Below are 24,212 nucleotides of genomic sequence, written 5' to 3' on the forward strand. Positions count from 1 at the left end.
CCCCCTGCACGCGTGCGACCGCGCGCTGGAACCGTCGATGCAAGCCTTCGTCTACAAGAGCCTGAAAAAGGCCGACACCTACGTCTACCTCGCCGGCCGCGATGATTTCGACCGCATCCCCGGTCCGGTCCGTGGCGAACTCGGCGAGCTTCGCTTCGTGCTCGAGGTCGCGCTGGACCCCGGCCGCCGGCTGGCGCGCGAGGACGCCGACGCGGTGCGGGCCAACCTTGCCGGCCGCGGCTTCCACCTGCAGATGCCGCCGCGCGCCGGCATTGATCCGCTGAGCGATGACTGGGGCACCGATGCCTGAGCGTCCGATCGTGCAATCGCCCGTGAAAAAGTGGCTGCCCCTGGCTGGCGGCGTCGTGCTGGCCCTGCTGGCCGGAATCCCCGAGGCCGCGGTCGCGGCGATGGCGGCCTGGCTGGCGCAGCCGGCGTTCGCGCTGGGGTTGCGCGCGGTACTGCCCGCGGGCGCGGCGTTGCGCCGCGACGTGCTGGCACTGGCGTTGCTGTGGGCACTGGCCGTGGCCGTCACCGTGCTGCTGGTGGGCTGGCCGCTGTCGGCATTGCTGGCCAGCGGCGGCGCCTCGCTGGGTTCGGCGGTGGCGCTCAGTGCCACGGCGGGCCTGGGCGTGATCGCGCTCTGGCGCCTGTGGCCGCTGTGGCAACTGGTCGAAGGCGAGGGTGGCCAGGGCCTGGCGGGCCACTGGCGTGCGCTGGAGGCGCATGACGGTTCCAGCTGGCGCGGCCTGGGCGCGGCGCTGGCGATCGCCGTCATCCTCGCACTGGCCCTGGTGCTGGCCTGGCCGGACCTGGTCGCCGGCACCGCGCGCTGGATCCTGGCTGGCGTGGCCGCGGTCGCCTGGCCGCTGCTGCACCGGGTGGTGCTGCGCGCGCCGCTGGCGGCGGCCGAGCTCGACGTGGTCGACATGCCGGAACCGGCGCAGCCGGCCCTCATCGACGAGGTCGAAGCCGGTGATGCCGTCGCCGCCCTGTACGCCGCCGCCCGCGGCGGCCGCGTCGAGCGCGCCTTGGCCCTGGTGGAGGAGGGTGCCGATCCACACGCGCTGCCCGACTCCGAGGGTCGCGACCAGCGCTCGCTGGCCGTGCTGGCCGCGGTGCTGCCCGACCTGCGCCTGCTGCGCGCGCTGATCGCCCGCGGCGTCGACCTCAACCACGCCCACGCCGGCCTGACGCCGCTGCTGGCCGCCACCCGCGACAGCTGGCACGGCCGGCCGGAGGCGGTGATGACCCTGCTGGCCAACGGCGCCGACCCGCGCGCCACCGACCGCGACGGCAACACCCCGCTGCACCATGCCGCGCGCAGCTCCGACCCCGGCGTCGCCGCCCTGCTGCGCGACGCCGCCGCCGAGCTCGATGCCCGCAACGCCGACGGCGTGACCCCGCTCGGCATCGCCTGCGGCTGCGGCAACTGGCGCCTCGCCCGCTTCCTGCTGGAGCGCGGTGCGCGCACCGAGCCCGAGGCCGGCTCGCCGCCGCTGCTGGCCGCGGCCGGTGGCGACGACGACGATGCCGCCGGCGTCGCCCTGCTGCTCAAGCACAAGGCCCGGGTCGATGCCCGCGACGCGCGCGGCCGCAGCGCCCTGCACGAGGCCGCGCTGGCCGGCCATGCCGGGATCATGGAGGCGCTGCTCGAGGCCCGCGCCGACGCCGATGCCCGCGACGACGGCGGCCGCACGCCGCTGCTCGAAGCCGCCTTCGGCGGCCACCTGGCCGCGGTCGACCTGCTGGCCGAGCGCGCCGACCTGCATGCCGTGGATGGTGAGGGCCGCAACGCCCTGCACCTGGCCTGCCTGTGCGAGACGGGCAGTGCCGCACTGGCCGCACGCCTGCTGGCACTGGGCATCGACGCCGCCGTGGCTGATGGCGAAGGCAAGCGCCCGGTCGACCACGCCGCCACCGGCGGCCGCTGGGCGATGGTGGCCGCGCTCGACCCCGCGCACCCGCTGCCGGCCAGCGTGCTCGGCGGCGACAGCGAGCTTCCGCCCGACCGTCCGCCGCTGGAGGTGCTGCGCGAACAGCTGGGCGAAGGCCGCTTCGACGGGCTCGAACCGCTGGCGCAGCTGGTGACGCCGGCCGAACTTGGCGGCCTGCTGCTGCACGGCGACACCGCGCCGTCGCCGGCGCGCATCGAATGGCTGCTGCTCAACGGCGCCGATGCCGATGCGCGCGAAGCCGGCGGCGACACCGCGCTGATGCGGCTGCTGGGTCGCGGCACCGACGCCCTGCCGGCGATCCAGGCACTGCTGCGCGGGGGAGCCTCGCCGGCCGGTGCCGGCGGGCTCGCGCGCTTCCTCGACGCCTGCGTGCGCGAGGACCAGGCCGCGCGTGGACTGGAGCAGTTCGCGCTGGAGCTGGTCGAGCGCGGCGCGGACGTGTTCGCGCCGTCGCCGGCCGGCGACCCGCCCGCGGCGCTCGCCGTGCGCCTGGGCTGGATGCGCCTGCTCGAACGCCTGGTCGCCGACGGCGTCGACCTCGACCGCCGCGACGGGCACGGCATGACCGCCCTGCACCTGGCCGCGGCGCTCGCCCGCGAGCCGGCGCTGAAGCTGCTGGTCCGGGGCGGCGCCTCGCCGGCGGTGCGCGCCGCCGACGGCCAGACGCCGCTGGGAGTGGCCCTGTCCGCGGGGCGCCGCGACCTCGCCGACTGGCTGGACTGGAGCGGTTGGGCGCTGCCCGGCCGTCCCCTGGGCGAAGGCGACCTGCCGGCCGCGGCCATGGCCGGCGACGTCGGGGCGGTGCGCCGCCTGCTCGAACTCGGCTTCCCCGTGGACGCGACCGACGACAAGGGCTGCACCGCGCTGCTGCGCGCCGCCGGTGGCGGCCACGCCGAAGCGCTTGAACTGCTGCTGGATCGCGGCGCGGACCCGCAGCGCGCCGCGCACACCGGTGCCACCCCGCTGTCGGCGGCGGTGAGCATGCGCCACGGCGCCATCGTCGAGCGCCTGCTGCGCGCGAAGGTCGCGCTGGAGCACCGCCTGCCCGGCGAGGTCACCGTGCTGATGATCGCCGCTGCCCTGGGCATGCCCGACATCTGCGCGCGCCTGCTGACCGCCGGCGCCAACATCCAGGCCGCCGATGCCCAGGGCCTGACCCCGCTGCACTGCGCCGCGCTCTACGGCTTCACCGCGCGCGACCGGCCGCGCCTGCTGGCCCTGTTCGACACCCTGCTGCTGGCCGGCGCCGAGCCCGACGCCGCGGCCGCCGGCGGCGTGACGCCGCTGCTGCTGCTGCTGGGCGCGCGCGCCGAACCCGGCACCGCCTGCGACGAGGACGTGGTGCTGGCCGCGGTCGACCGCCTGCTGGACGAGGACACCCGCCTCGACGCCCAGGACCCGCGCGGCTTCGGCCCGCTGCACCTGGCCGCCCTGCACGGGCTGCTGCGCATGGCCCGCCACCTGCTGCGCGCCGGCTGCGACCCGGACCTGCGCGACGCGCTCAACCGCAGCCCGCGCGAGGTCGCGGTGATGCGCGGCTTCGTCGACGTCGCCGCCGAGTTCGCGCCGCCGCCGTCGGGGGTGTCGATGGCGCGGTTCCTGCGCGACCGCGGCTGACCGGCGTCGGGCCGACGCTCCGCCCGGCGCTATGATCGTTTTTTCAGGGGATAGGGGGATGGACATGACGACCGTGGTGCGTGCATTGGCCTGCGCGCTTGCCTTGGCCAGCAATGGGGCGATGGGTGCGACGCAGGACGAGGCGACGGCGTTCCGAACGCCAGTGAAGCTGGTCGTGGATGAAGCCGGTCGGCCGGTCGAGGTCGAGGCGTCCAGCGAACTGCCGGCGCCAGTCAGGGAGTTCGTCGAATCGAGCGTCCGGGAGCTGAAGTTTGGACCTGCCATGCTGGACGGGCAGCCGATGGGAGGCACGACCTACGTGGTGATGGGCGTCTGCGCCGTGCAGCGCGGCGGCGACCTCGTCCTCGCCGCCGACTACCGGGGCAATGGCCCGGTGCGTGCCGATGGCGTGCCGCACCTGATGCCTCCCCGCTATCCCGCCAAGGCGATAAGGCGTGGGCAGACCGGAAAGATGGAGGTCGACTTCGTGGTCGAGACCGACGGCTCGGCCACCCTGGAAAACATCGACTTCGGCGGCTTCGTGCGCTCGGATGAGAAGCGGACCTTCGAAGCCGCGATCCGCGACTGGGTGAAGGGAATGCGCTATCTGCCCGAACAGCTGGCAGGGCAGCCGGTACGCACGCGGATGAACACCACGGTGGAGTTCATCATCGGTGGTCCGGGCCCGGGCCCGGACGGAAGTTTCCGGTCGCCGGGCCTGGAAACGCCGTTGAAGGCTCCCGCGCCTTCACCGGAATGCCTCGCCGCCGAGGGCCGCCAGCCTGCCGGGCTGGCGGTGTCCAGCCAGTCGCTGTTCCTGCTCGATCCCGGCTGACAGGCCGCGATGCGGCCGCCGCGCGCGCCGGATCATGCCCTGGGTCCTGCTGGTGCTCTATGGCAGCGGGCTGGCGATGGCCTGGCGCTACTGCGACGTCCTTGCGCACCCGCTGGACAGCAGCTTCGCGCTGATGCTGTCGATTTCTGCCACATGGTCGGCATCGTGCTGCTCGCCAAGCTGATGTTCCACCTGGCCTGGTAGCCGGGCTCAGGGTTTCTTCAGCCGCGTGGACGGTACCGGCGCCGGCGCCGTCGGCTTCACGGCCGGCGCGTTCCGTGGCGGCGCCACCCCGGCCGCGTCGCCGGCCGGGGTGAGCAGCCACACCTGGCTGTCGATGCCGGTGCAGGTCGAGGCCTGCACGCCGCGGCGCATCCTGCGCGAGTGGTCCACGCACAGGCCGCCCACGCGCAGCTCGTTGTCCTGCGTCGCGCTGAACTGCTGGGCGGGCTGGCCGCTGCAGTCCTGCAGCCGGATCGCCGTGCCGTGGGTGGCGGCATCCACCGCGGCGCAGCGGTCCGCGGCCGGGTTGTACAGCGATCCGTCAGCGCGCAGCACCCAGCGCTGGCCGTCCCCGCCGATGCACGGCCAGGTGGACAGCGCCGCCCCCGCCGCGGGCGAGTGGGCGTGCAGGCACTGGCCCGACAGCGTGGACACCTGCGATTGGGCGGTGTCGCCGGTGCCGACGACGCGGTAGATCGCGCCGGTCAGGCCGGCTACGTACAGCTCGCCGAACACGTCCTCGCCGAAGGCGACCGGCTGGTTGATCGCGCCGGCGGGGATCGGGCTCTCCACCCGTGGCTGGCCGTTGTCGAAGGTGATGGTGCGGATCGCGGTGTTGCAGTAGTCGGTGAAGAAATAGCGCCCGGCCAGCGACGGATAGGCCGCGCCGCGGTACACCCGTCCGCCGGTGATCGAGCAGTTGCCGGCGGAGTGGGCGGTGGTCACCAGCGGGTCGAAGTACGCGCCGTTGCAGCCGGAGGTGTTGTAGGGCTGGTCGCCCTCGTAGCAGCGCCAGCCGAAGTTGAGCCCGGCGCCGGCGCCGGCGGGGATGAAGTTGATCTCCTCGTAGGCGTTCTGGCCGACGTCGGCGATCCAGAGGTCGCCGGTGAGCGCGTCGAAGGCGATGCGCCAGGGATTGCGCAGGCCCAGCGCGAAGATCTCGTCGCAGCCCGCGCCCCCGCGGCCGTCGGTCCAGGCGTTGTCGGCCGGGATGCCGTAGTGCTCGCCGGCGGCGATGCTGCAGTCGGGCGCGCCACCATCGCCATCGACGTCGATGCGCAGCAGCTTGCCGAGCAGCCGGTTCGGGTTCTGCGAATTGTTCTGCGGATCGCCCCCGCTGCCGCCATCGCCGGAGGCGATGTAGAGGTAGCCGTCGGGGCCGAACTGGATGTCGCCGCCGTTGTGGTTGCTGTAGGGCTGCTCGAATTCCATCAGCACCAGTTCGGAGGCCGGATCGGCCACGTTCGCGTCCGTGCCGACGGTGAAGCGCGAGATGCGCGTGCGGTCGAGGTTGCTGCCGGGCGGATCCCAGGTGTAGTTGACGTAGAGATACCCGTTGTCGGCATGGTCGGGATGGAAGGCGAGGCCGAGCAGGCCCTGCTCGTTGCCCGAGCTGTCTACGCGGTCGCGGATGTCGAGGAAGGGCACCGGCAGCACCACGCCCTGGTCGATCACGCGGATGCGTCCTGGCTGTTCGGCCACGAACAATCGCGCATCGCCGGCGTGGGTGATGACCACCGGCTGCGACAGGCCGCTGGCGAAGGGCTCCAGCGTGGCCTCCGACGGCGGCGGCACGGGCGGCACCGGCGGGTCCGGATCGCCGTTGCTGACGTTGACCGCCAGCTGCCCGGTGCCGACGCCGTCGCCGAGCAGGTCGAGCAGGCCGTTGCTGGAATTGCCGGCCGCGTACAGCGTGACCGGGCCGTTGTGCGCAGGCGCCTGCCAGCGGAAGCTGAAGCTGAGCGTGCCGCCGGAAAAGGCCTTGGGCTGGGTGTGCGAGAGCTCGCCGCCGACCACGTGCACGTCCTTGCCGATCGCCTGGAAGCTGCCGTAGCCGCCGGTGGCCGACACGCCCAGGCCGCCGGTGACGGCGGGCCCGCCGCTGATGGTCACCGTGTACTCGGCGATGGTGCCGGCATCGAGCTGCTGCGGCCCGCTGATGCTGACCGTGGGCACCGCCGCGCCAGGCGCGTGGCAGGCGGCGCAGGTGGCGCCGCCGTTGGTGCCCGGGTTGCCGGAGAAGCCGTTGCGGCCGTGGAGGCTGGCGTCCGCGGTGCCCCAGGCGAGCAGGACGGCGACGGCCATCAGCGGACGGAACAAGGCCTTGCGCATTGCGGAACCCCCGGAGGTTGGCTGTGCCGGAGGGCCGAGTATTGCGCATCCCGGGCGGTGCCATCCGTGACGGCGTCGACCCACCGCGCGATCACGCTCCGCCCACGGGGCTTCCGCACACTCCGTCCTTTGCGGCGGACGGACGACATGGACCTCAAGAGCGGCTACCCGTGGTGGGCGGTGAAGAACGGTCTCATGCACGCGTTCCCTCCGCTGCATCGCGACCTGCGCTGCGACGTGGCGGTGGTCGGCGGCGGCATCACCGGTGCCCTGATCGCCGACGAGTTCGCGCGCCACGGCCACGAAGTCGCGGTCCTGGACGAGCGCGACCTCGGCTGGGGCAGCAGCGCGGTCAGCACGGCGCTGCTGCAGTACGAGATCGACACCCACATGGTCGACCTCGCGAAGCGCCACGGCGAGCCTGCGGCGCTGCTGGCGTACCGCTCCTGCGTGGACGCGATCGAGCTGCTGGCCGCGCTGGCCGCGCGCGTGCGCGACACCGGCTTCCGCCGCTGCGACAGCCTCTATTACGCCAGCCGGCGCCGCGACATGCGTGCGCTGCGCGAGGAGTACGAGCTGCGCGCCGCCCACGGCTTCGAGGTGGAATGGCTCGATGCCGGCGACGTGCGCGAGCGCCAAGGCTTCGATGCGCCCTGTGCCATCCTCAGCCGGCGCGCGGCGCAGGTCGATCCCTACCGCCTCACGCTGCGGCTTTTCGCGCAGCTGCAGCGCGCGGGCGTACAGGTCCACGATCGCAGCCGGGTCGAGGACATCCAGGCGGGCAGCCGCGGCGTCACCCTGCGCACCACCGAGGGCGCCACCGTACGCGCCGGGCACGTCGTGATGGCGACGGGCTATGCCGGCCAGCAGTGGCTGCGAAAGCGCGTGGCGCGCAATCGCAGCAGCTATGCCTTCGTCACCGACCCGGTGGATCGCGACGTGCTCGGGACACTGCGCAGGACCCTGCTGTGGGAGTCGGCCCGGCCCTACCTCTACGTGCGCACCACCGCCGACGACCGTCTCCTGGTGGGTGGCGAGGACGACGCCGTCGACGTGCCGGCAAAGCGCGACCGACGCGTCGACGCCAAGGCGCGCAAGCTGCGCAGGAAGCTGAGCAAGCTGTTCCCGGAGCTGCCGCTGGAACCCGCCTACGCCTGGGCCGGCACTTTCGCCGAGACCGACGACGGCCTGCCGTTCTTCGGCCCGCACGCACAGCACGGCCCGCGCCTGCACTTCGCCATGGCCTACGGCGGGAACGGCATCACCTACAGCATGCTCGGCGCGGGCCTGCTGCGCGCGCGGGTGGAGCGCCGGCGGCATCCGCTGTCCCGGCTGTTCTCGTTCGGGCGGCTGGGCTTATGATCGGCCCCGGAAAAATGGATCGGGGATGGCTCATGAAGGGCAGGTTCTGGACAGGCGTGGTGCTGGCCGTGCTGGCGACGACGGTGTTCGCGCAGGGACCACGCGCGGTGCGCAAGCAGGTCGAGGCGAGCATGCTGGTCACCGGGTCGATGATGGTGGAGCCCGACGGGCGCGTCTCGGGCTGGGAGGTCGACCGGCGCGAAGAACTCCCGGATGCGGTGGTGGGCCTGGTCGGGAAATCCATGGCCGCCTGGCGCTTCGAGCCGGTCATGGTCGATGGCGCGCCGGTCCAGGTGAAGGCGAGGATGAGCCTGCGCGTGGTGATGTCGCGCCAGGACGATGACAACTACGCGATCGCCATCCGCAGCGGCTACTTCGGCGGGGACGCGATGACGCCGCAGGAACGCGCGGAGCTCGCCGGCACCGACGACGTCCGCAAGGAGCGCATGGATCCACCGAGGTATCCGGACCACGCGCTCAGGGCGGGGGTCAAGGGCACGGTGTACCTGGTGCTGAAGGTCGGCCGCGACGGCCGCGTCGAGGACGTGTTCGCCGAGCAGGTCAACCTCAGGACCGTCGGCAGCGAACGCCAGATGGCGAAGATGCGGGAGATGCTGGCGCGTCCCTCGATCGCCGCCGCACGCGGTTGGACCTTCGCGATCCCCACCACCGGCGAGGATGCGGACGAGCCGTTCTGGACCCTGCGCGTCCCCGTCGACTACATGTTCGGCGACGACAAGCCGCCGGCCTATGGCGAGTGGCATGCCTACATCCCGGGTCCCCGGGAGCGGGCACCCTGGAAGGTACAGGCGCTCGGCCCCTGGCAGAGCCCCGACGCCATGCTGGCCGGGGGCGTCTACCAGGAAGGCAGGGAGCTGAGGCTGCTGACGCCGCTGGAGGGCTGATGCCGGACGGGCCCGGCTGGCGGCGGCGCGACGTCCGCCTCAGCCGACGACGGCGGACGGAATGTCGCGCTGGCGCGGCGCGGACGCCACGGTTTCGGCGACGTGCGGCGCCAGCACCACCGGGATCGACTTCGAGGTCGGCGTGCGCGACTCGTCGGCGAAGCTCGACAGCGGGACCAGCGGGTTGGTTTCCGGGTAGTAGGCCGCCAGGCAGCCGCGTGGGATGTCGTACTCGACCAGCATGAAGCGCCGGGCGGTGCGCCTGACGCCGTCGTCGCAGAGGCTTTCCAGGTCGACCCAGTCGCCGGCCTTCATGCCCAGCGCAGCGATGTCGTCGGCGTGGATGAACAGCACGCGGCGCTCGCCGAACACGCCGCGATAGCGGTCGTTGAGGCCGTAGACCGTGGTGTTGTACTGGTCATGGGATCGCGTGGTGGCCAGCGTGAACACCGGCTGCGTGCCCTGTGCGCGGCGGGCGCGGTGGATCGGATTGTCGGTGGGCACGTCCGCGGCGATGAAGTTGGCCCTGCCGGTCGCAGTCGCCCACGCGCGGTCGCGCGCGGGGTTCGACAGGCGGAAGCCGCCGGGCACGCGCACGCGGGCGTTGAAGTCGTGGAAGTCGTCGAAGCACATCGCGACCAGGTCGCGGATGCGGTCGTAGTCCTCGATCAGCCACAGCCAGCCGATCTTCGACCGTTCGCCCAGCGTCGCGTGGGCCAGGCCGGCGACGATCGCCGGCTCCGACAGCAGGATGTCCGAGGCCGGCGGATTGATGCCCGAGGACAGGTGCACCATGCTCATCGAATCCTCGACGGTCACGCCTTGCGGGCCGGCGGCCTGGATGTCGATCTCGGTGCGGCCCAGGCAGGGCAGGATCAGTGCGTCGCGGCCGTGGACCAGGTGGCTGCGGTTGAGCTTGGTGGTGACGTTGACGGTCAGCGCGCAGTTGCGCAGCCCACGCGCGGTGGCATCGCTGTCGGGCGTGGCGATGGCGAAGTTGCCGCCCATCGCGAAGAACACCTTCGCGCGGCCTTCGATCATCGCTTCGATCGCGCCGACGGTGTCGTAGCCGTCGTTGCGCGGAGGCTCGAAGCCGAACACCTGTTCGATGCGGTCGAGGAAGGCCGCGGGTGGCTTCTCCCAGATCATCATCGTGCGATCGCCCTGCACGTTGCTGTGGCCGCGCACCGGGCAGGCGCCCGCGCCCGGCCGGCCGAGGTTGCCGCGCAGCAGAAGCAGGTTGACGATCATGTTGATCGTGGCCACCGAGTGCTTGTGCTGGGTGATGCCCATGCCCCAGCACGCGATGACCCGTTCGGAGGCGAGGTAGATGTCGCCGGCATGGCGGATCTGCGCCTCGTCGAGCCCGGATTCGGCGAGGATCGTCTCCCACGGCTCGGCGAGCACGTTCGCTGCGAAGGCGTCGAAGCCGGTGGTGTGCCCGTCGATGAAGGCGCGGTCGAGCAGCGACGCCCCGCCGCCGGCGACGGCTTCGGCGTCGCGCTCCAGGACGTGCCTGATGATGCCCTTGATCGCGGCCAGGTCGCCGCCGATCTTCAGCTGCAGGTAGTCCGAGGAAATCCGGGTCGAGCCGTAGGTCGCCATCTGCAGCGTGTCCTGCGGATCGGCGAAGCGCTCCAGCCCGCGCTCGCGCAGCGGGTTGAACGACACGATCCTGCAGCCGCGCCTGGCGGCATCGCGCAGCTCGCCGAGCATGCGCGGGTGGTTGGTGCCCGGGTTCTGGCCGAAGATGAAGATCGCGTCGGCCTGCTCGAAATCCTGCAGCGACACCGTGCCCTTGCCGACGCCGATCTGCTTCTTCATCGCCGTGCCCGAGGACTCGTGGCACATGTTCGAGCAGTCGGGGAAGTTGTTGGTGCCGTATTCGCGCACGAACAGCTGGTACAGGAACGCGGCCTCGTTCGAGGTGCGCCCGGAGGTGTAGAAGATCGCCTCGTCCGGCGAGGGCAGGGCGTTGAGGTGGCTTGCGATCAGCGCGAAGGCCTCGTCCCAGGTCGTGGGCACGTAGTGGTCGCTGGCCGCGTCGTAGCGCATTGGCGTGGTCAGGCGGCCCTGCTGCTCAAGCCAGTGGTCGCTGTACTGCGCCAGCCGGGTGACGCTGTACTTCGCGAAGAGGTCGGGGCCGGCGCGATGCTTCGTCGCCTCGGCGGCGACGGCCTTGGCGCCGTTCTCGCAGAATTCGAAGGTGGAGGTGTGGTCGCGGTCGGGCCAGGCGCAGCCGGGGCAGTCGAAGCCGTCGGGCTGGTTGGCGCGCAACAGGGTTTTCGCGCCCTTGATCTCGATGTCCTGCTCGATCAGGTGCCTGGCGACGCTTTTCAGCGCGCCCCAGCCGCCTGCGGGGCCGTGGTATTTGCGGATGGTCTTGCTCATGGCATGGCTCCGTGGCCTGCGTGCGCACGGGTTCGGGGTCGGGCCAGGTCGGAAGTATGCGCCCGCCCCGGGAAGGGTGGGCGCGGCCTCGGGATCAGGTGAACAGGATCAGGGCCTTGCGCAGCGCATGGGTCGATGGATAGGTTACCTGCCGGGCGCACACCCTCTGGTGCGACAGGATCCGGGGAGATCGGGAATGGGGTTCAAGGCATGGTGGGTGCTGCCGGCGCTCGCGGTGGCCATGCCGCTGGCATCCTGGTCGCCGCCGGTGGTGGCGCAGTCGGCCCGGCCGGTAGCGCAGTCGCGGGCGCACAGGCTCAAGCAGGTGGGGACCGAGGTTTCCATGGTGCTGAAGGGCCGCCTCGACGTGGCGGCGGATGGTCGCGTGCGGTCGCACTCGATCGATGACCGCGATCAGGTTCCCGCGCAGGTGCTGGCCTACCTCGACCATCGGATCGACGGTTGGCGGGTGGCATGGGACGAGGGGGTCGGGACGCCCGAAGCCACTTCGCTCTCTTTCAGCGTGCGCCTGGTGGCGACGCCGGATGGCGATGCCCACCGCCTGCGCATCGCCAGCACGCGCCTCGGTGGCATGCCCGGCGATCCCGCGGCCAGGCTGCGCAGCAGTGCCCCGCTGAAACCTCCGGCGTATCCGCCCGCGGCCGGGCGTGCCCGCGCGGCAGGGACGGTCTACGTGCTGCTCCGGGTCGACTCCGTCGGCGGCGTCGAAGATGCGTTCATCGAGCAGGTGAACCTGGAGGTGCTGGCCTACGAACACGTCCTCGAGGAACTGCGGCGCGAATTGGCGGACGCCGTGCTCGCCGTGGTGCCGGAGTGGAAGTTCGATGTTCCTTCGGTCGGGCTGGATGCGCAGCGTTCCCACCATGCGGTGCGCGTCCCCGTGACTTTCGCGCTCAAGGGCGAAGAGGTGCCGTACGGGTCATGGTCGACGTACGTGCCTGGCCCACGCCGGTACGCCGAGTGGGCGGACTATGGCGTGGATGGCGATGGCGTCGACGGCTCCGGGAACAGCGCCCCGCAGCTCGTGGGAAGCGGGCCGCGGCTGGTTCGTGACGAGGTGCCTGAGGCCTGAAACGGAAACACCCCGCAGTGCGGGGCGTTTCCATGACCGGGGATCCCGTCCCTACCGCTTCATCGAAGCGAAGAACTCGTCGTTGGACTTGGTGGTCTTCATCTTGTCGAGCAGGAATTCCATCGCCGCCAGCTCGTCCATCGGGTGCAGCAGCTTGCGCAGGATCCAGATCTTCTGCAGCAGCTCCGGCTCGATCAGCAGGTCCTCGCGGCGGGTGCCGGACTGGTTGACGTTGATCGCCGGGTAGACGCGCTTCTCGGTGATGCGGCGGTCCAGGTGCACTTCCGAGTTGCCGGTGCCCTTGAACTCCTCGTAGATCACCTTGTCCATCGCGCTGCCGGTGTCGACCAGCGCAGTGGCGATGATGGTCAGCGAACCGCCTTCCTCGACGTTGCGCGCGGCGCCGAAGAAGCGCTTCGGGCGGTGCATGGCGTTGGCGTCGACGCCGCCGGTCAGCACCTTGCCCGAGCTCGGCACCACGTTGTTGTAGGCGCGCGCCAGGCGGGTGATCGAGTCGAGCAGGATCACCACGTCCTTCTTGTGCTCGACCAGGCGCTTGGCGCGCTCGATCACCATCTCGGCGACCTGCACGTGGCGCGCGGCCGGCTCGTCGAAGGTCGAGCTGATGACCTCGCCGCGCACGGTGCGCTGCATCTCGGTCACTTCCTCGGGCCGCTCGTCGATGAGCAGCACGATCAGGTGCACGTCGGGGTGGTTGTAGGTAATCGCGCTGGCGATCTGCTGCATCATGATCGTCTTGCCCGCCTTCGGCGGCGACACGATCAGGGCGCGCTGGCCCTTGCCCTGCGGGGCCATGAGGTCGAGGATGCGGCCGGCGATGTCCTCGCTGGAGCCGTCGCCGCGCTCGAGCTTGAACTTCCTGCGCGGGAACAGCGGGGTCAGGTTCTCGAACAGCACCTTGTTCTTCGACGCTTCCAGCGGCTCGCCGTTGATGGTGTCGACGACGTTGAGCGCGAAGTAGCGTTCGCCGTCCTTGGGCCAGCGGATGCGGCCGGACAGGTGGTCGCCGGTGCGCAGGTTGAAGCGGCGGATCTGGCTGGGCGAGATGTAGGTGTCGTCCGGGCCGGCGAGGTAACTGGCCTCCGCCGCGCGCAGGAAGCCGAAGCCGTCGGGCAGGATTTCCAGCACGCCGTCGGCGACGACGCCCTCGCCGTGGCGGGTCAGCACCTTCAGCAGGGCGAAGATCACGTCCTGCTTGCGGGCACGGGCCACGCCTTCATGGATGTTGAGCTGTTCGGCGATGTCGAGCAGCTTCTGCGCCGGCATCCGCTTCAGGTCGGACAGCGAGTACTGCGGGAAGCCCTCGGGGATGTTCGGCGGCGGCAGGCGGTTGGCATGGTCGTTGCCGTTGTCCTGCGGCAGGCCGTCGTCGCGCTGGCGGTCGCGCTGGCGGTCGCGGCGGTTGCGGAAGCGCTCGCGGCGGTTGTTGCCCTGGCCCTGCTGCGGGTTCTGGCCGCCGCCCTGCTGCTGGCGCTGGCCGCCACCGTCCTGGCCGCCCTGCGGGCGCTCGCCGCCATCGTTCTGGGCGCCGGAATCGGCGGGCGCGGACGCCTGCGGTGCGGAGGCTGCGGGGGCCGCCGGTGCTTCGGCGGCGGGGGCCGGCGCCTTGGGCGCATCGACCTGGAGTTCGGCCTGGACGGGCTTCGCGGCCGCCGGCTTTTCTGCGGACTTTTCCGCGGGCGCCTGCGCGGGGGCCTCGGTGGTGGCTTCGGCAGCCTTGGTCGCGCGCGGCTTGCGCACGCGCTTCACGGCGGTTTCGCCGGAATCGGAAGGATTGTCTGACAAGTGGGGAACCTCGCTCGCTGCGAGCGCCCGGGACGGGCGTAGGCGATTGGACTGGTGGGGTGTTGCAGAAGGTGCGGCGCCGCAGTCGCGCGCCGGGGTGTCGCTGAAGCTAGCACTCCCCGCGGCCTGCGGCAAGCGGGGCGCGGGCGGCGACGGCCGCCCGGCGGGTGGGTCCGGCGCGGGGGGGGCCGTCCCGGGGCGCCTTACAGCGCCTTGTCGATCATCTGCGCCAGCACGGGCTTGCCGACGGCGCCGATCTGGGTGGCCTGGACCTGGCCGCCCTTGAACAGCAGCAGCATCGGGATCGAGCGCACGTGGTACTTCAGGGCGGTGGCGCGGTTCTGGTCGATGTCGATCTTCACCACCTTGGCGCGCCCGGCGTACTCGCCGGCGAGTTCGTCCAGGGCGGGGGCGATCATCTTGCACGGGCCGCACCAGGGCGCCCAGAAGTCGACCAGGACCGGCTCCTCGGAGGCGAGGACGGTGGCGTCGAAATCGGCGTCGCTGGCGTGGATGACGGCTTGGCTCACGGGGGTCTCCTGCGTGGGGCGGCCGGCCCGGCCCGGACGGGCGGGGCGGTGGGCGGCCGCGGTAGCTGTTAAACTTGGGCGATTCGCGGCCGATTCAAGGGGCTGCCCCGTCGGAGGGGGCCAGCTTCGAAGGGGGCAAGCCGCCGCGACATTCCCCACGGCAGTCTGCTTGGCTGCCGCCTTCCACGCAAGCGCGCCGCGCCGCGCAGACTTCCGACGAATGACCGACAAGCCACTTACCGACCTCACCTTTTCCTCCTTCGATCTGCACCCGCAGCTCCAGGCCGGCCTGGAGGCCGCCGGGTTCACCCGCTGCACGCCGATCCAGGCGCTGACCCTGCCGGTCGCGCTCCCCGGCGGCGACGTCGCCGGCCAGGCCCAGACCGGCACCGGCAAGACGCTGGCCTTCCTGGTCGCGGTGGTGAACCGCCTGCTGACCCGCCCGGCCCTGGCCGAGCGCAAGCCCGAAGACCCGCGCGCCCTGATCCTGGCGCCCACCCGCGAGCTCGCCATCCAGATCCACAAGGACGCGATGAAGTTCGGGCCGGAGCTGGGCCTGCGCTTCGCCCTGGTCTACGGCGGCGTCGACTACGACAAGCAGCGCCAGCTGCTGCAGGAAGGCGTCGACGTCATCATCGCCACCCCCGGCCGCCTGATCGACTACGTCAAGCAGCACAAGGTGGTGAGCCTGCATGCCTGCGAGGTCTGCGTGCTCGACGAGGCCGACCGCATGTTCGATCTCGGCTTCATCAAGGACATCCGCTTCCTGCTGCGCCGGATGCCGGTGCGCACCGAGCGCCAGACCCTGCTGTTCTCGGCCACGCTCAGCCACCGCGTGCTGGAGCTCGCCTACGAGCACATGAACGAGCCGCAGAAGCTGGTGGTCGAGACCGAGACCATCACCGCCGCGCGCGTGCGCCAGAAGCTCTACTACCCCGCCGACGAGGAGAAGTTGCCGCTGCTGCTGGGCCTGCTGTCCCGCGGCGAGGGCGCGCGCACGATGGTGTTCGTCAACACCAAGGTGTTCGTCGAACGCGTGGCGCGGGCGCTGGAGCGCGCCGGCTACCGCGTCGGCGTGCTGTCGGGCGACGTGCCGCAGAAGAAGCGCGAGTCGCTGCTGAAGAAGTTCCAGGCCGGCCAGCTCGAGATCCTGGTCGCCACCGACGTCGCCGCCCGCGGCCTGCACATCGACGGCGTCAAGTACGTCTACAACTACGACCTGCCCTTCGACGCCGAGGACTATGTCCACCGCATCGGCCGCACCGCGCGCCTGGGCGAGGAGGGCGACGCGATCAGCTTCGCCTGCGAGCGCTACGCCATCGGCCTGCCCGACATCGAGGCCTACATCGAGCAGAAGATCCCCTCCGAGCCGGTGACGCCGGAGCTGCTGACCGCGCTGCCGCGCAAGCCGCGCGAAGGCGTGGAGGTCGATCCCGCGGAGGGCGAGAGCGTCAGCGAGATCTTCCGCGAGGCGCGCGAGCAGCGCGCCGCCGACGAGGCCCGCCGCGGCGGTGGCCGTCGCGAGGGCGGTGGTGGCCGGTCGCGTGGCCCGCGCGCGGAGGGCGGTGAAGGCCGTCGCGAACGCGGCCCGCGTGGCGAAGGTGACGGAGCCCGTGGTCCGCGCAGGCGGCGCGGACCGAGGCCGGAAGGCGCCGGCGAGGCGGTGCAGGCCGAAGGCGGGACCATCGCCGGCGCAGACGCGCCCGGCACCGCTGCCGCCGCAACCGCAACCGCGCCGTCCGCAAGCGCCGTACCGGGCGCCGAGGGCGAGCGCGCGCCGCGCAAGCGCCGTCGCCGCCGTGGTGGCCGCCGCGTCAACGGTGACGGCCAGCAGGCCGAGGGCACGCAGTCGCAGGGCGGCGAAGGCGCCGCAGGCGGCCCGCGCGGTCCGCGCGGCGAAGCGCCGTCCAGGCACGCGGGCCAGCCGAAGCCCCGGCCGCAGCCGTCCACGGCACAGCCCGCCGCGCCGGCGCAGACGCAGGCGCCGTCGCTGCTCGGCCGCATCGGCCAGGGTCTGCGCAAGCTGGTCACCCGCGCGCCGCGCTCCCAGCACTAGGCGGGCCGGCACAGCCCCCTCCTTGTGGGAGCCGCTATAGCGGCGATACGCCTCGCAGCACGCCGGCAATCGCGGCCATGGCCGCTCCCACAGGACCTGCGTCTGGCCCCATCGTGTCAGGCAAGCGATACTCGTCGCTTCCCCTGACACGAGCCCCGCGATGCCGCCGGTCCTGCGTTTCGACAATGTCTGCAAGCAGTATCCGGGAGGCCACGTCGCGCTCCAGGACGTGAGCTTCAGCGTCGATGCCGGCGAAATGCTCTTCGTCACCGGCCATTCCGGCGCCGGCAAGAGCACCCTGCTCAAGCTCATCCACCTGTCCGAACGCCCCAACCGCGGCGCCGTGCTGTTCGGCGAGCGCAACCTGCTGAAGGTGCGTGGCGGCCGCGTTGCCCTGCACCGGCGCGAGGTCGGCGTGGTGTTCCAGGACCATCGCCTGCTCGCCGACCGCAGCGTGCATGACAACATCGCCCTGCCCCTGGTGCTTCGCGGCATGCGCCGCGGCGACGCGGCGCGGCGGGTACGCTCGGTGCTCGAACGCCTGGGCCTGGGCGCGCGCGGCAATGCCCTGCCCGGCGAACTGTCGGCCGGCGAGCAGCAGCGCGTCGGCATCGCCCGCGCGGTGGTCGCCGAGCCGCGGCTGCTGGTGGCCGACGAGCCCACCGGCAACCTCGACCCCACGCTCGCCGCCGAGATCATGGACCTGTTCGCCTCGCTGCCGGAGCAGGGCACCAGCGTGCTCGTCGCCAGCCACGACCTGGGCCTGGTCAAGCGCATGAAGAAGCGCGTGCTGGTGCTCGACCACGGCCAGCTGGCCGACGACATCGCGCCGGAGGACCTGGCCGATGAATGAGCCCATCGCCCGCGCGAAGGTGCCCGCGCGCTCGCGCCCCGGCGCCTGGCTGGACCACCACGCCTACAGCGTCGTCGCCAGCCTCGGCCGCCTGCTGCGCCGGCCGTGGTCGACCGCGCTCACCGTCGGGGTGATGGCGGTGGCGCTGGCCCTGCCGCTGGGGCTGTGGCTGGTGCTGGCCAACGTCGAGCGCTTCGCCGGCGACGTGCAGGCGTCGCGGCAACTGAGCATCTTCCTGAAGCAGGACACCGCTGATGCGCGCGCGGCCGAACTGGCCGCCGAACTCGGCCGCCGCGCCGACATCGGCGGGGTCGAACACCGCAGCCCGGCACAGGGCCTGGAGGAGCTGCGCGAGCGCAGCGGCCTGGACGAGGCCATCGACATGCTGGGCGAGAACCCGCTGCCGCACGTGCTGATCGTGACCCCGGCCGGCGACGAGGCGCTGCTGGCCGATTCGCTGCGCACCCTGCCCGAGGCCGAGCTGGTGCAGCACGACGCCGGCTGGCGCCAGCGCCTGGACGGCTGGCTGCGCTTCGGCGGCCGCGTGGCCTGGGTGCTGGCGGCGCTGCTCGGCCTGGGCGCGCTGCTGGTGGTCGGCAACACCGTGCGCCTGGACATCCAGTCGCGGCGTGAGGAGCTTGGCGTGCTGCAGCTGCTCGGTGCCAGCGACGGCTTCATCCGCCGGCCCTTCCTCTATCTCGGTGCCTGGTACGGGCTGGCCGCGGGCGCGCTGGCGCTGGGCCTGCTTGCCGTCGCGGGCGCTGCGCTGCGCCTGCCGCTGGCCGACCTCGCCGCCAGCTATGGCAGCGGCTTCGCGCTGCAGGGCTTCACGCCCCGGCAGGCGCTGGCGGTGGTCGCGGGTGCGACCGTGCTCGGCTGGCTCGGTGCCGGCGCGGTCACCGGCCACTTCCTGCGCCAGACCCGGCCCACGGAGACCTGAGCGTGGCCGAGCCCACCGACATCCGGCACCTCGATGGCGCCGCGCCCCGGATCATGGTGGTCGACGGCTCGCGCCTGGTGCGCAAGCTGATCGGCGACACCCTGAAGGCCCAGCTGCCGGGCGCCGACGTGGTCGCCTGCGCCGATCTCGCGGAAGCGCACGCCGCGCTCGAGGCCGCGCCGATCGACCTCGCCACCACCTCGCTGGTGCTGCCCGACGGCGACGGGCAGCAGCTGGCCCAGGCGGTGCGCGCCACGGCCGGCCAGCGCTACGTGCCGGTGATCGTGATCTCGGGCAACGCCCAGGAGCACCTCGAGGGTCGCCACTTCAGCGACGACGTCACCGACTACTTCGACAAGTCGCACGGCCAGCGCGCGCTGGCGGAATTCATCCGCGGCTACGTGCAGCCGGCGCCGATCCCGGGCGCGCGCGTGCTCTACGTCGAGGACAGCCGCACCGTCGCGCTCGCCACCTCGCGCATGCTCAAGGCGCAGCAGATGGAGGTGGTGCACGTCACCAGCGTCGAGGCCGCGCTCGAGTTCCTGCGCGAACGCGTCGCCGCGGGCGAGGGCCCCGGCGTCGACCTCGTACTCACCGATGTCTACCTCAAGGGCGAACTCGACGGCGGCGACCTGGTGCAGGCGATCCGCGGCGAATTCGGCTGCTCCAAGCGCCGGTTGCCGGTGCTGGTGATGACCGGCGACGCCAATCCGGCCAACCAGGCCGCGCTGCTGCGCGACGGCGCCAACGACCTGGTGCTGAAGCCGATCGAGGAGCGGTTGCTGGTGACCAAGGCCCTGTTCCAGCTGCGCCTGTCGCGGCTGCCGGAGGCCGGGGCGCCGGCGGCGTGAGCGCGGCCGCCGATCGCCTGCGCATGGACGCGTCATGGAAGGCGCGGGTGGGCGACTGGTTCGAGCGCGACGACATGCGCGGGCTTTCGACCTTCCTGCAGGCGCGCAAGGCCGCGGGCGCGCGCATCTTCCCGCCCGGGCCGGAAATCTTCGCCGCCTTCGACGCCACGCCCTTCGACGACGTGCGCGTGGTGATCCTGGGCCAGGATCCCTACCACGGCGCCGGGCAGGCGCACGGCCTGTGTTTCTCGGTGCGCCCGGGCGTGCGCGTGCCGCCGTCGCTGGACAACATCTTCAAGGAGATCCAGCGCGACCTCGGCATCGCGCGTCCCGACCACGGCTGCCTGCTGCCCTGGGCGCGGCGCGGCGTGCTGCTGCTCAATGCCGTGCTCACCGTCGAGGAAGGGCGCGCGGGTTCGCACCAGGGTCGCGGCTGGGAGGGCTTCACCGACCACGTCGTCGACGTGCTCGGCCGCGAGCGCGAAGGCCTGGTGTTCATGCTCTGGGGCAGCTATGCCCAGGCCAAGGGCAAGGTCATCGATCCGCGCCGGCACCGCGTGCTGCGCAGCACCCACCCGTCGCCGCTGTCCGCGCACCGCGGCTTCCTCGGCTGCGGGCATTTTTCGGCGGCCAACGACTACCTCGTCCGCAACGGCGGTGCGCCGGTCGACTGGTCGCTGCCACCGCGCGCGCAGCTGGGGGACGCGTGAGCGAAGCGCCGCTGCTGGTCTCCCTGCATCTGCCCAAGACCGCGGGCACCAGCTTCGCCGAGACCCTGCGCGCGGCCAGCGCGGGTGGCTACCGCGACGACTACGCCGACGTGCCGATGCAATACCCGGCCTGGCAGCGGCGCCTGCACGCCGTACGCGGCGGACTGGCCCTGCGCGGGCGCGTGCCGGACGATGCCGGCTGCATCCACGGCCATTTCCTCGCACTCAAGTACCGCATCGCCCTGGGCGCGCGGCCGGCGCGCTGGATCACCTGGATGCGCGAGCCGGTGCAGCGCCTGGCCTCGCACTACGCCTTCTGGCGCCGCGACTACGACGGCAGCGACCCGACCCAGCCGCTGCGCAACCGCGTGCTGCGCGAGGACTGGTCGTTCGAGCGCTTCGCGCTGGGGCCGGAGCTGCGCAACGTCTACCGGCAGTACCTGTGGGGCTTCGATCCGGAGCGCTTCGATTTCATTGGCATCACCGAGCACTACCAGGCCGACCTCGAGCGGCTGGCCCGCCGACTGGGCTGGGAAACGGTAGCTGCGGCCGCGCTGGTCAATCCCGAGCGCGGGGAAGCGGGCTATGACATCGATCCCGCGCTGGCCGAGCGTATCCGCCGGTACCATGCCGCCGATGTGGGGCTTTACCGCTGGGCGCTGGCCCGGCGCGAAGGGATGGCCGGTCAGGGGCCGTCCCGCCGTCCCTGACCGGAAAGGCCGGCGGCGATGCGTTGCGAGGCCGGATCCGTGCAAGGATTGCCGGAATAATACGGAACAATCAATTGAATGCGACGTAAATCGTTCCATTAACGGAACGCAACGGAACTTCCTCCGGGGTCAGCAGTCTCATGGGGCCACTGCTAAAATCGCTGCCATGACCGCAACCACTGCTACTGCGCTCGTCCCCAACAACCTGCCGGTTCCCAGCGCGCTCGGCTCGCTGGACGCCTACATCGGCGCCGTGCACCAGATCCCGGTGCTCTCCGTGGAAGAGGAGCAGGCGCTCGCCCGCCGCTTCCACGACGAGGACGACCTCGACGCCGCCCGCGAGCTGGTGCATTCGCACCTGCGCTTCGTGGTCCACGTGGCCCGCGGCTACAACGGCTACGGCCTGCCGCTGGGCGACCTGATCCAGGAAGGCAACATCGGCCTGATGAAGGCGGTGAAGCGCTTCGACCCCGAGGTCGGCGTGCGCCTGGTGTCGTTCGCGGTGCACTGGATCCGCGCCGAGATGCACGAGTACATCATCAAGAACTGGCGCATCGTCAAGGTCGCCACGACCAAGGCGCAGCGCAAGCTGTTCTTCAACCTGCGCCGCAGCAAGAAGCGCCTGGGCTGGCTCAACGCCGCCGAGGTCACGGCCGTGGCCCAGGACCTCAACGTCTCCGAGCGCGAAGTGCTGGAGATGGAGTCGCGCCTGTCCGGCCGCGACATCGGCTTCGACGCCCCGGCCGACGAGGACGAGGAGCGCGCGCCGCCGTCGCCGTCGGCCTACCTGGTCTCGCACGACGAGGATCCCTCGCAGGCATACGAGCGCCAGGACAGCGAAATGAACCAGCTCGAGCTGCTGCGCGAGGGCCTGGCCAGCCTGGATGCGCGTTCGCGCGACATCGTCCAGCGCCGCTGGCTCGATCCCGACAGCAAGGTCACGCTGCAGGAACTGGCCGACGAGTACGGCGTTTCGGCCGAGCGCATCCGCCAGGTCGAGGCCAACGCGATGAAGAAGATGAAAGCGCTGCTGGCGGCCTGATCCGACAGCGAACCGCAACTGCGACACAGCGACGGCCCGGGAAACCGGGCCGTTTCGCATTCTTTTGTGGGAGCCGCTCCCACGGACGGCGGCGCGCCCTCACCACTTGAACAGCACCAGGCTCACCGCCAGCACGCCCATGCCCGCGACCAGGCCGTAGACGGTCTCGTGGCCGCGCGCGTAGCGCTTCGCGGCGGGCAGCAGCTCGTCCAGCGCCAGGAACACCATGACGCCGGCGATGACGCCGAACACGCTGCCGAACACCGCGTCCGACATCCACGGCCGCAGCAGCGCATAGCCGATGATCGCGCCCAGCGGCTCGGCCAGCCCCGACAGCAGGCAGGCGCCGAAGGCGTAGGTCTTGCTGTGGGTGGCGAAGTACACCGGCACCGCGATCGCGATGCCTTCGGGGATGTTGTGGATGGCGATGGCGAAGGCCAGCGGCATGCCCACGCCGGGGTTTTCGAGCGTGGCGAAGAAGGTCGCCAGGCCCTCGGGAAAGTTGTGCACGGTGATCGCCAGCGCGGTCAGCAGGCCGACGCGCTTGATGTAGGCGGCGTTGTGCTCGCGGAAAAAGGGGTCGTCGGCCTCCAGGCGCTCGTGCGGGTTCGGCACCAGGCGGTCGATCAGCATGATCAGGCCGACGCCGCACAGGAAGGCCGCCGTGCCCAGGCTGAAGCCCATGCGCTCGCCGTAGCCCTGGCTGAAGGACAGGATCGACTTGTTGAGGATCTCCGACAGCGAGACATAGACCATCGCGCCGCCGGCGAAGGCCAGGCCGAAGGCGAGCAGGCGCGCGTTGGGCGTCTTCTGCGCGAACACCAGCAGGCCGCCGACGCCGGTGGCCAGGCCGGCGGCCGTGGTCACCGCCAGCGCGATGAGGATGTTGGCGGTGGCAATCTCGATCATGCGGGTCCGTCCCTGTCGTCGCCCGGGGTGGTGTCGCCGAAGATGATCCTGGCCGCGCGCTGGTAGCTCCAGTACGCCCAGGTCCAGTTGAACATGACGACCACGCGGTTGCGGAAGCCGATCAGGAACAGGATATGCACCAGCAGCCAGAACCACCATGCCAGCAGGCCCGACAGCTTGAGGCGGCCGAAGTGCACTACCGCCGCCATCCGGCCGATGGTGGCGAGGTTGCCCCAGTCGCGGTAGCGGAAGGCAGGCGCCGCCTGGCTGCGCAGGCGCGCGCGGATCGCGCCGGCCACGTGCCGGCCCATCTGCTTGGCCGCCGGCGCCACGCCCGGCACGGGACGCCCGTCCTCGCGCGCGATCGCGGCGAGGTCGCCGGCGACGAAGACGCGCGGCTGGCCGGGCACGCCGAGGTCGGGTTCGACGACGACGCGGCCGGCGCGGTCCAGCGGCACGTCGAGCGACTTCGCCAGCGGTGATGCGGCGACGCCGGCCGCCCACAGCACCGTGCGCGAGGGCATGAAGCGGTCGCCCAGCCGGTAGCCTTCGGCGTCGATCGCGGTCACCGGCGTGCCGGTGACGACTTCCACGCCCAGGCGCTCCAGCTGCCGTTGCGCGCGCGCCGATAGATCCTCCGGGAACGAGGCCAGCACCCGCGGTCCCGCCTCGACCAGGCGCACGCGGGCACCGGCCGGATCGATGTTGCGGAACTCGTCGCGCAGCGTGTGCCGCGCGATTTCGGCCAGGGTGCCCGCCAGCTCGACGCCGGTGGGGCCGCCACCGATGATCGCGAAGTCCAGCCAGGCCGCGCGCTTGGCCGGATCGGTCTCGGCCTCCGCGCGCTCGAAGGCCAGCAGCACGCGGCGGCGGATGCCGAGCGCGTCGTCCAGCGTCTTCAGGCCCGGCGCATGCGCGGCCCATTGCTCGTTGCCGAAATAGGCGTGGGTGGCGCCGCTGGCGAGCACCAGGTAGTCGTAATCCAGCGTACCGCCGTCGTCCAGGCGGATGCGGCCGGCGTCCGCCTCGACCGCCTCCACGCCCGCCAGCCGGACCTCGACGTTGCGCTGCCGGCGCAGGATGTGGCGCAGCGGCGCGGCGATGTCCGGCGCCGACAGGCCCGCGGTCGCGACCTGGTACAGCAGCGGCTGGAACAGGTGGTGGTTGCTGCGGTCGACCAGGGTGATGCGCACCGGATCGCGGGCCAGCGCGCGCGTGGCCCAGAGCCCGCCGAAGCCGCCGCCGACGACCACCACATGGGGGAGGGGTGTCACGTCCATTGCGCTATTGTGCGCGCATCGCGCCGACCG

The 24,212-nt window shown here is 71.8% G+C and carries 20 protein-coding genes; 14 read left to right on the forward strand and 6 right to left on the reverse strand.

All coding sequences use genetic code 11. The annotated features are described in order from the left end of the window. The first annotated feature begins 37 nt into the window (after positions 1-37). From E2170_RS08655 to E2170_RS08670, 4 genes are read left to right on the forward strand one after another with little or no spacing between them, the layout of a single operon-like run. Entirely contained in the window at positions 38-310 is a 273-nt protein-coding gene (locus E2170_RS08655; protein ID WP_133000280.1) for a YcgL domain-containing protein, read from the forward strand. Beyond that, positions 303-3,575, forward strand: a complete 3,273-nt coding sequence (locus E2170_RS08660; protein WP_133000281.1) for an ankyrin repeat domain-containing protein — start codon at positions 303-305, stop codon at positions 3,573-3,575. The genes E2170_RS08655 and E2170_RS08660 overlap by 8 nt, the downstream gene beginning before the upstream one ends. Before the next feature lie 58 nt (positions 3,576-3,633). Next, the gene (locus E2170_RS08665) at positions 3,634-4,410 is read left to right on the forward strand and encodes an energy transducer TonB (RefSeq protein WP_165942207.1); all 777 of its coding nucleotides are present in this window, start codon (positions 3,634-3,636) and stop codon (positions 4,408-4,410) included. A gap of 34 nt (positions 4,411-4,444) precedes the next feature. Continuing rightward, positions 4,445-4,594, forward strand: coding sequence for a hypothetical protein (locus E2170_RS08670; RefSeq protein WP_207914957.1), 150 nt, complete (start codon positions 4,445-4,447; stop codon positions 4,592-4,594). A 26-nt stretch (positions 4,595-4,620) separates the two neighbouring features. Here the strand turns inward: E2170_RS08670 and E2170_RS08675 are convergent, their stop codons facing one another. Next, positions 4,621-6,744, reverse strand: a complete 2,124-nt coding sequence (locus E2170_RS08675) for a PQQ-dependent sugar dehydrogenase (RefSeq protein ID WP_165942208.1) — start codon at positions 6,742-6,744, stop codon at positions 4,621-4,623. Between the two features lie 147 nt (positions 6,745-6,891). Between E2170_RS08675 and E2170_RS08680 the strand changes: the two genes are divergently transcribed. Both E2170_RS08680 and E2170_RS08685 read left to right on the forward strand, forming a co-directional pair. Beyond that, positions 6,892-8,106: an NAD(P)/FAD-dependent oxidoreductase gene (locus tag E2170_RS08680; protein ID WP_133000284.1), complete on the forward strand. Its 1,215-nt coding sequence runs from the start codon at positions 6,892-6,894 to the stop codon at positions 8,104-8,106. 32 nt (positions 8,107-8,138) lie between these two features. After that, positions 8,139-9,011 (forward strand): energy transducer TonB, encoded by an 873-nt coding sequence (locus tag E2170_RS08685; protein ID WP_243708126.1) that lies wholly within the window; start codon positions 8,139-8,141, stop codon positions 9,009-9,011. A 39-nt stretch (positions 9,012-9,050) separates the two neighbouring features. Here the strand turns inward: E2170_RS08685 and E2170_RS08690 are convergent, their stop codons facing one another. After that, complete coding sequence (locus E2170_RS08690; RefSeq protein WP_133000285.1) at positions 9,051-11,402, reverse strand: FdhF/YdeP family oxidoreductase; 2,352 nt, start codon at positions 11,400-11,402, stop codon at positions 9,051-9,053. Positions 11,403-11,598: 196 nt separating this feature from the next. Here E2170_RS08690 and E2170_RS08695 point away from each other — a divergent pair, with 196 nt between their 5' ends. Beyond that, positions 11,599-12,495: a hypothetical protein gene (locus E2170_RS08695; protein ID WP_133000286.1), complete on the forward strand. Its 897-nt coding sequence runs from the start codon at positions 11,599-11,601 to the stop codon at positions 12,493-12,495. Positions 12,496-12,546: 51 nt separating this feature from the next. Here E2170_RS08695 and rho read toward each other — a convergent pair whose 3' ends face one another. Both rho and trxA read right to left on the reverse strand, forming a co-directional pair. Continuing rightward, positions 12,547-14,301, reverse strand: coding sequence for a transcription termination factor Rho (gene rho, locus E2170_RS08700; protein ID WP_133000287.1), 1,755 nt, complete (start codon positions 14,299-14,301; stop codon positions 12,547-12,549). Positions 14,302-14,504: 203 nt separating this feature from the next. Then, positions 14,505-14,831 (reverse strand): thioredoxin, encoded by a 327-nt coding sequence (gene trxA, locus E2170_RS08705; protein ID WP_133000288.1) that lies wholly within the window; start codon positions 14,829-14,831, stop codon positions 14,505-14,507. 220 nt (positions 14,832-15,051) lie between these two features. On the opposite strand from trxA, the gene rhlB reads away from it, so the two are divergent. From rhlB to rpoH, 7 genes are all read left to right on the forward strand, one after another. Beyond that, a complete protein-coding gene (gene rhlB, locus E2170_RS08710) occupies positions 15,052-16,887 on the forward strand; it encodes an ATP-dependent RNA helicase RhlB (protein ID WP_133000289.1) in 1,836 nt (611 codons plus the stop codon). A 160-nt stretch (positions 16,888-17,047) separates the two neighbouring features. Continuing rightward, positions 17,048-17,740 (forward strand): cell division ATP-binding protein FtsE, encoded by a 693-nt coding sequence (ftsE, locus tag E2170_RS08715; protein WP_133000290.1) that lies wholly within the window; start codon positions 17,048-17,050, stop codon positions 17,738-17,740. Further along, positions 17,733-18,680 (forward strand): permease-like cell division protein FtsX, encoded by a 948-nt coding sequence (gene ftsX, locus E2170_RS13890; protein ID WP_133000291.1) that lies wholly within the window; start codon positions 17,733-17,735, stop codon positions 18,678-18,680. The genes ftsE and ftsX overlap by 8 nt, the downstream gene beginning before the upstream one ends. Before the next feature lie 53 nt (positions 18,681-18,733). After that, a complete protein-coding gene (locus E2170_RS13895) occupies positions 18,734-19,531 on the forward strand; it encodes a response regulator (RefSeq protein WP_133001141.1) in 798 nt (265 codons plus the stop codon). Positions 19,532-19,554: 23 nt separating this feature from the next. Continuing rightward, a complete protein-coding gene (gene ung, locus E2170_RS13900) occupies positions 19,555-20,241 on the forward strand; it encodes a uracil-DNA glycosylase (protein WP_133001142.1) in 687 nt (228 codons plus the stop codon). Then, positions 20,238-20,951, forward strand: a complete 714-nt coding sequence (locus tag E2170_RS08735) for a hypothetical protein (protein WP_133000292.1) — start codon at positions 20,238-20,240, stop codon at positions 20,949-20,951. The genes ung and E2170_RS08735 overlap by 4 nt, the downstream gene beginning before the upstream one ends. 166 nt (positions 20,952-21,117) lie before the next feature. Next, positions 21,118-21,993, forward strand: a complete 876-nt coding sequence (rpoH, locus tag E2170_RS08740) for an RNA polymerase sigma factor RpoH (protein WP_133000293.1) — start codon at positions 21,118-21,120, stop codon at positions 21,991-21,993. A gap of 99 nt (positions 21,994-22,092) precedes the next feature. Here the strand turns inward: rpoH and zupT are convergent, their stop codons facing one another. After that, entirely contained in the window at positions 22,093-22,902 is an 810-nt protein-coding gene (gene zupT, locus E2170_RS08745) for a zinc transporter ZupT (protein ID WP_133000294.1), read from the reverse strand. Next, positions 22,899-24,182, reverse strand: coding sequence for an NAD(P)/FAD-dependent oxidoreductase (locus E2170_RS08750; protein ID WP_133000295.1), 1,284 nt, complete (start codon positions 24,180-24,182; stop codon positions 22,899-22,901). Before E2170_RS08750 ends, zupT begins: the two co-directional genes overlap by 4 nt. Positions 24,183-24,212: the final 30 nt, after the last annotated feature.

Source organism: Luteimonas arsenica (assembly GCF_004352825.1).
In the GTDB taxonomy this organism is placed as follows: Bacteria; Pseudomonadota; Gammaproteobacteria; order Xanthomonadales; family Xanthomonadaceae; genus Luteimonas; species Luteimonas arsenica.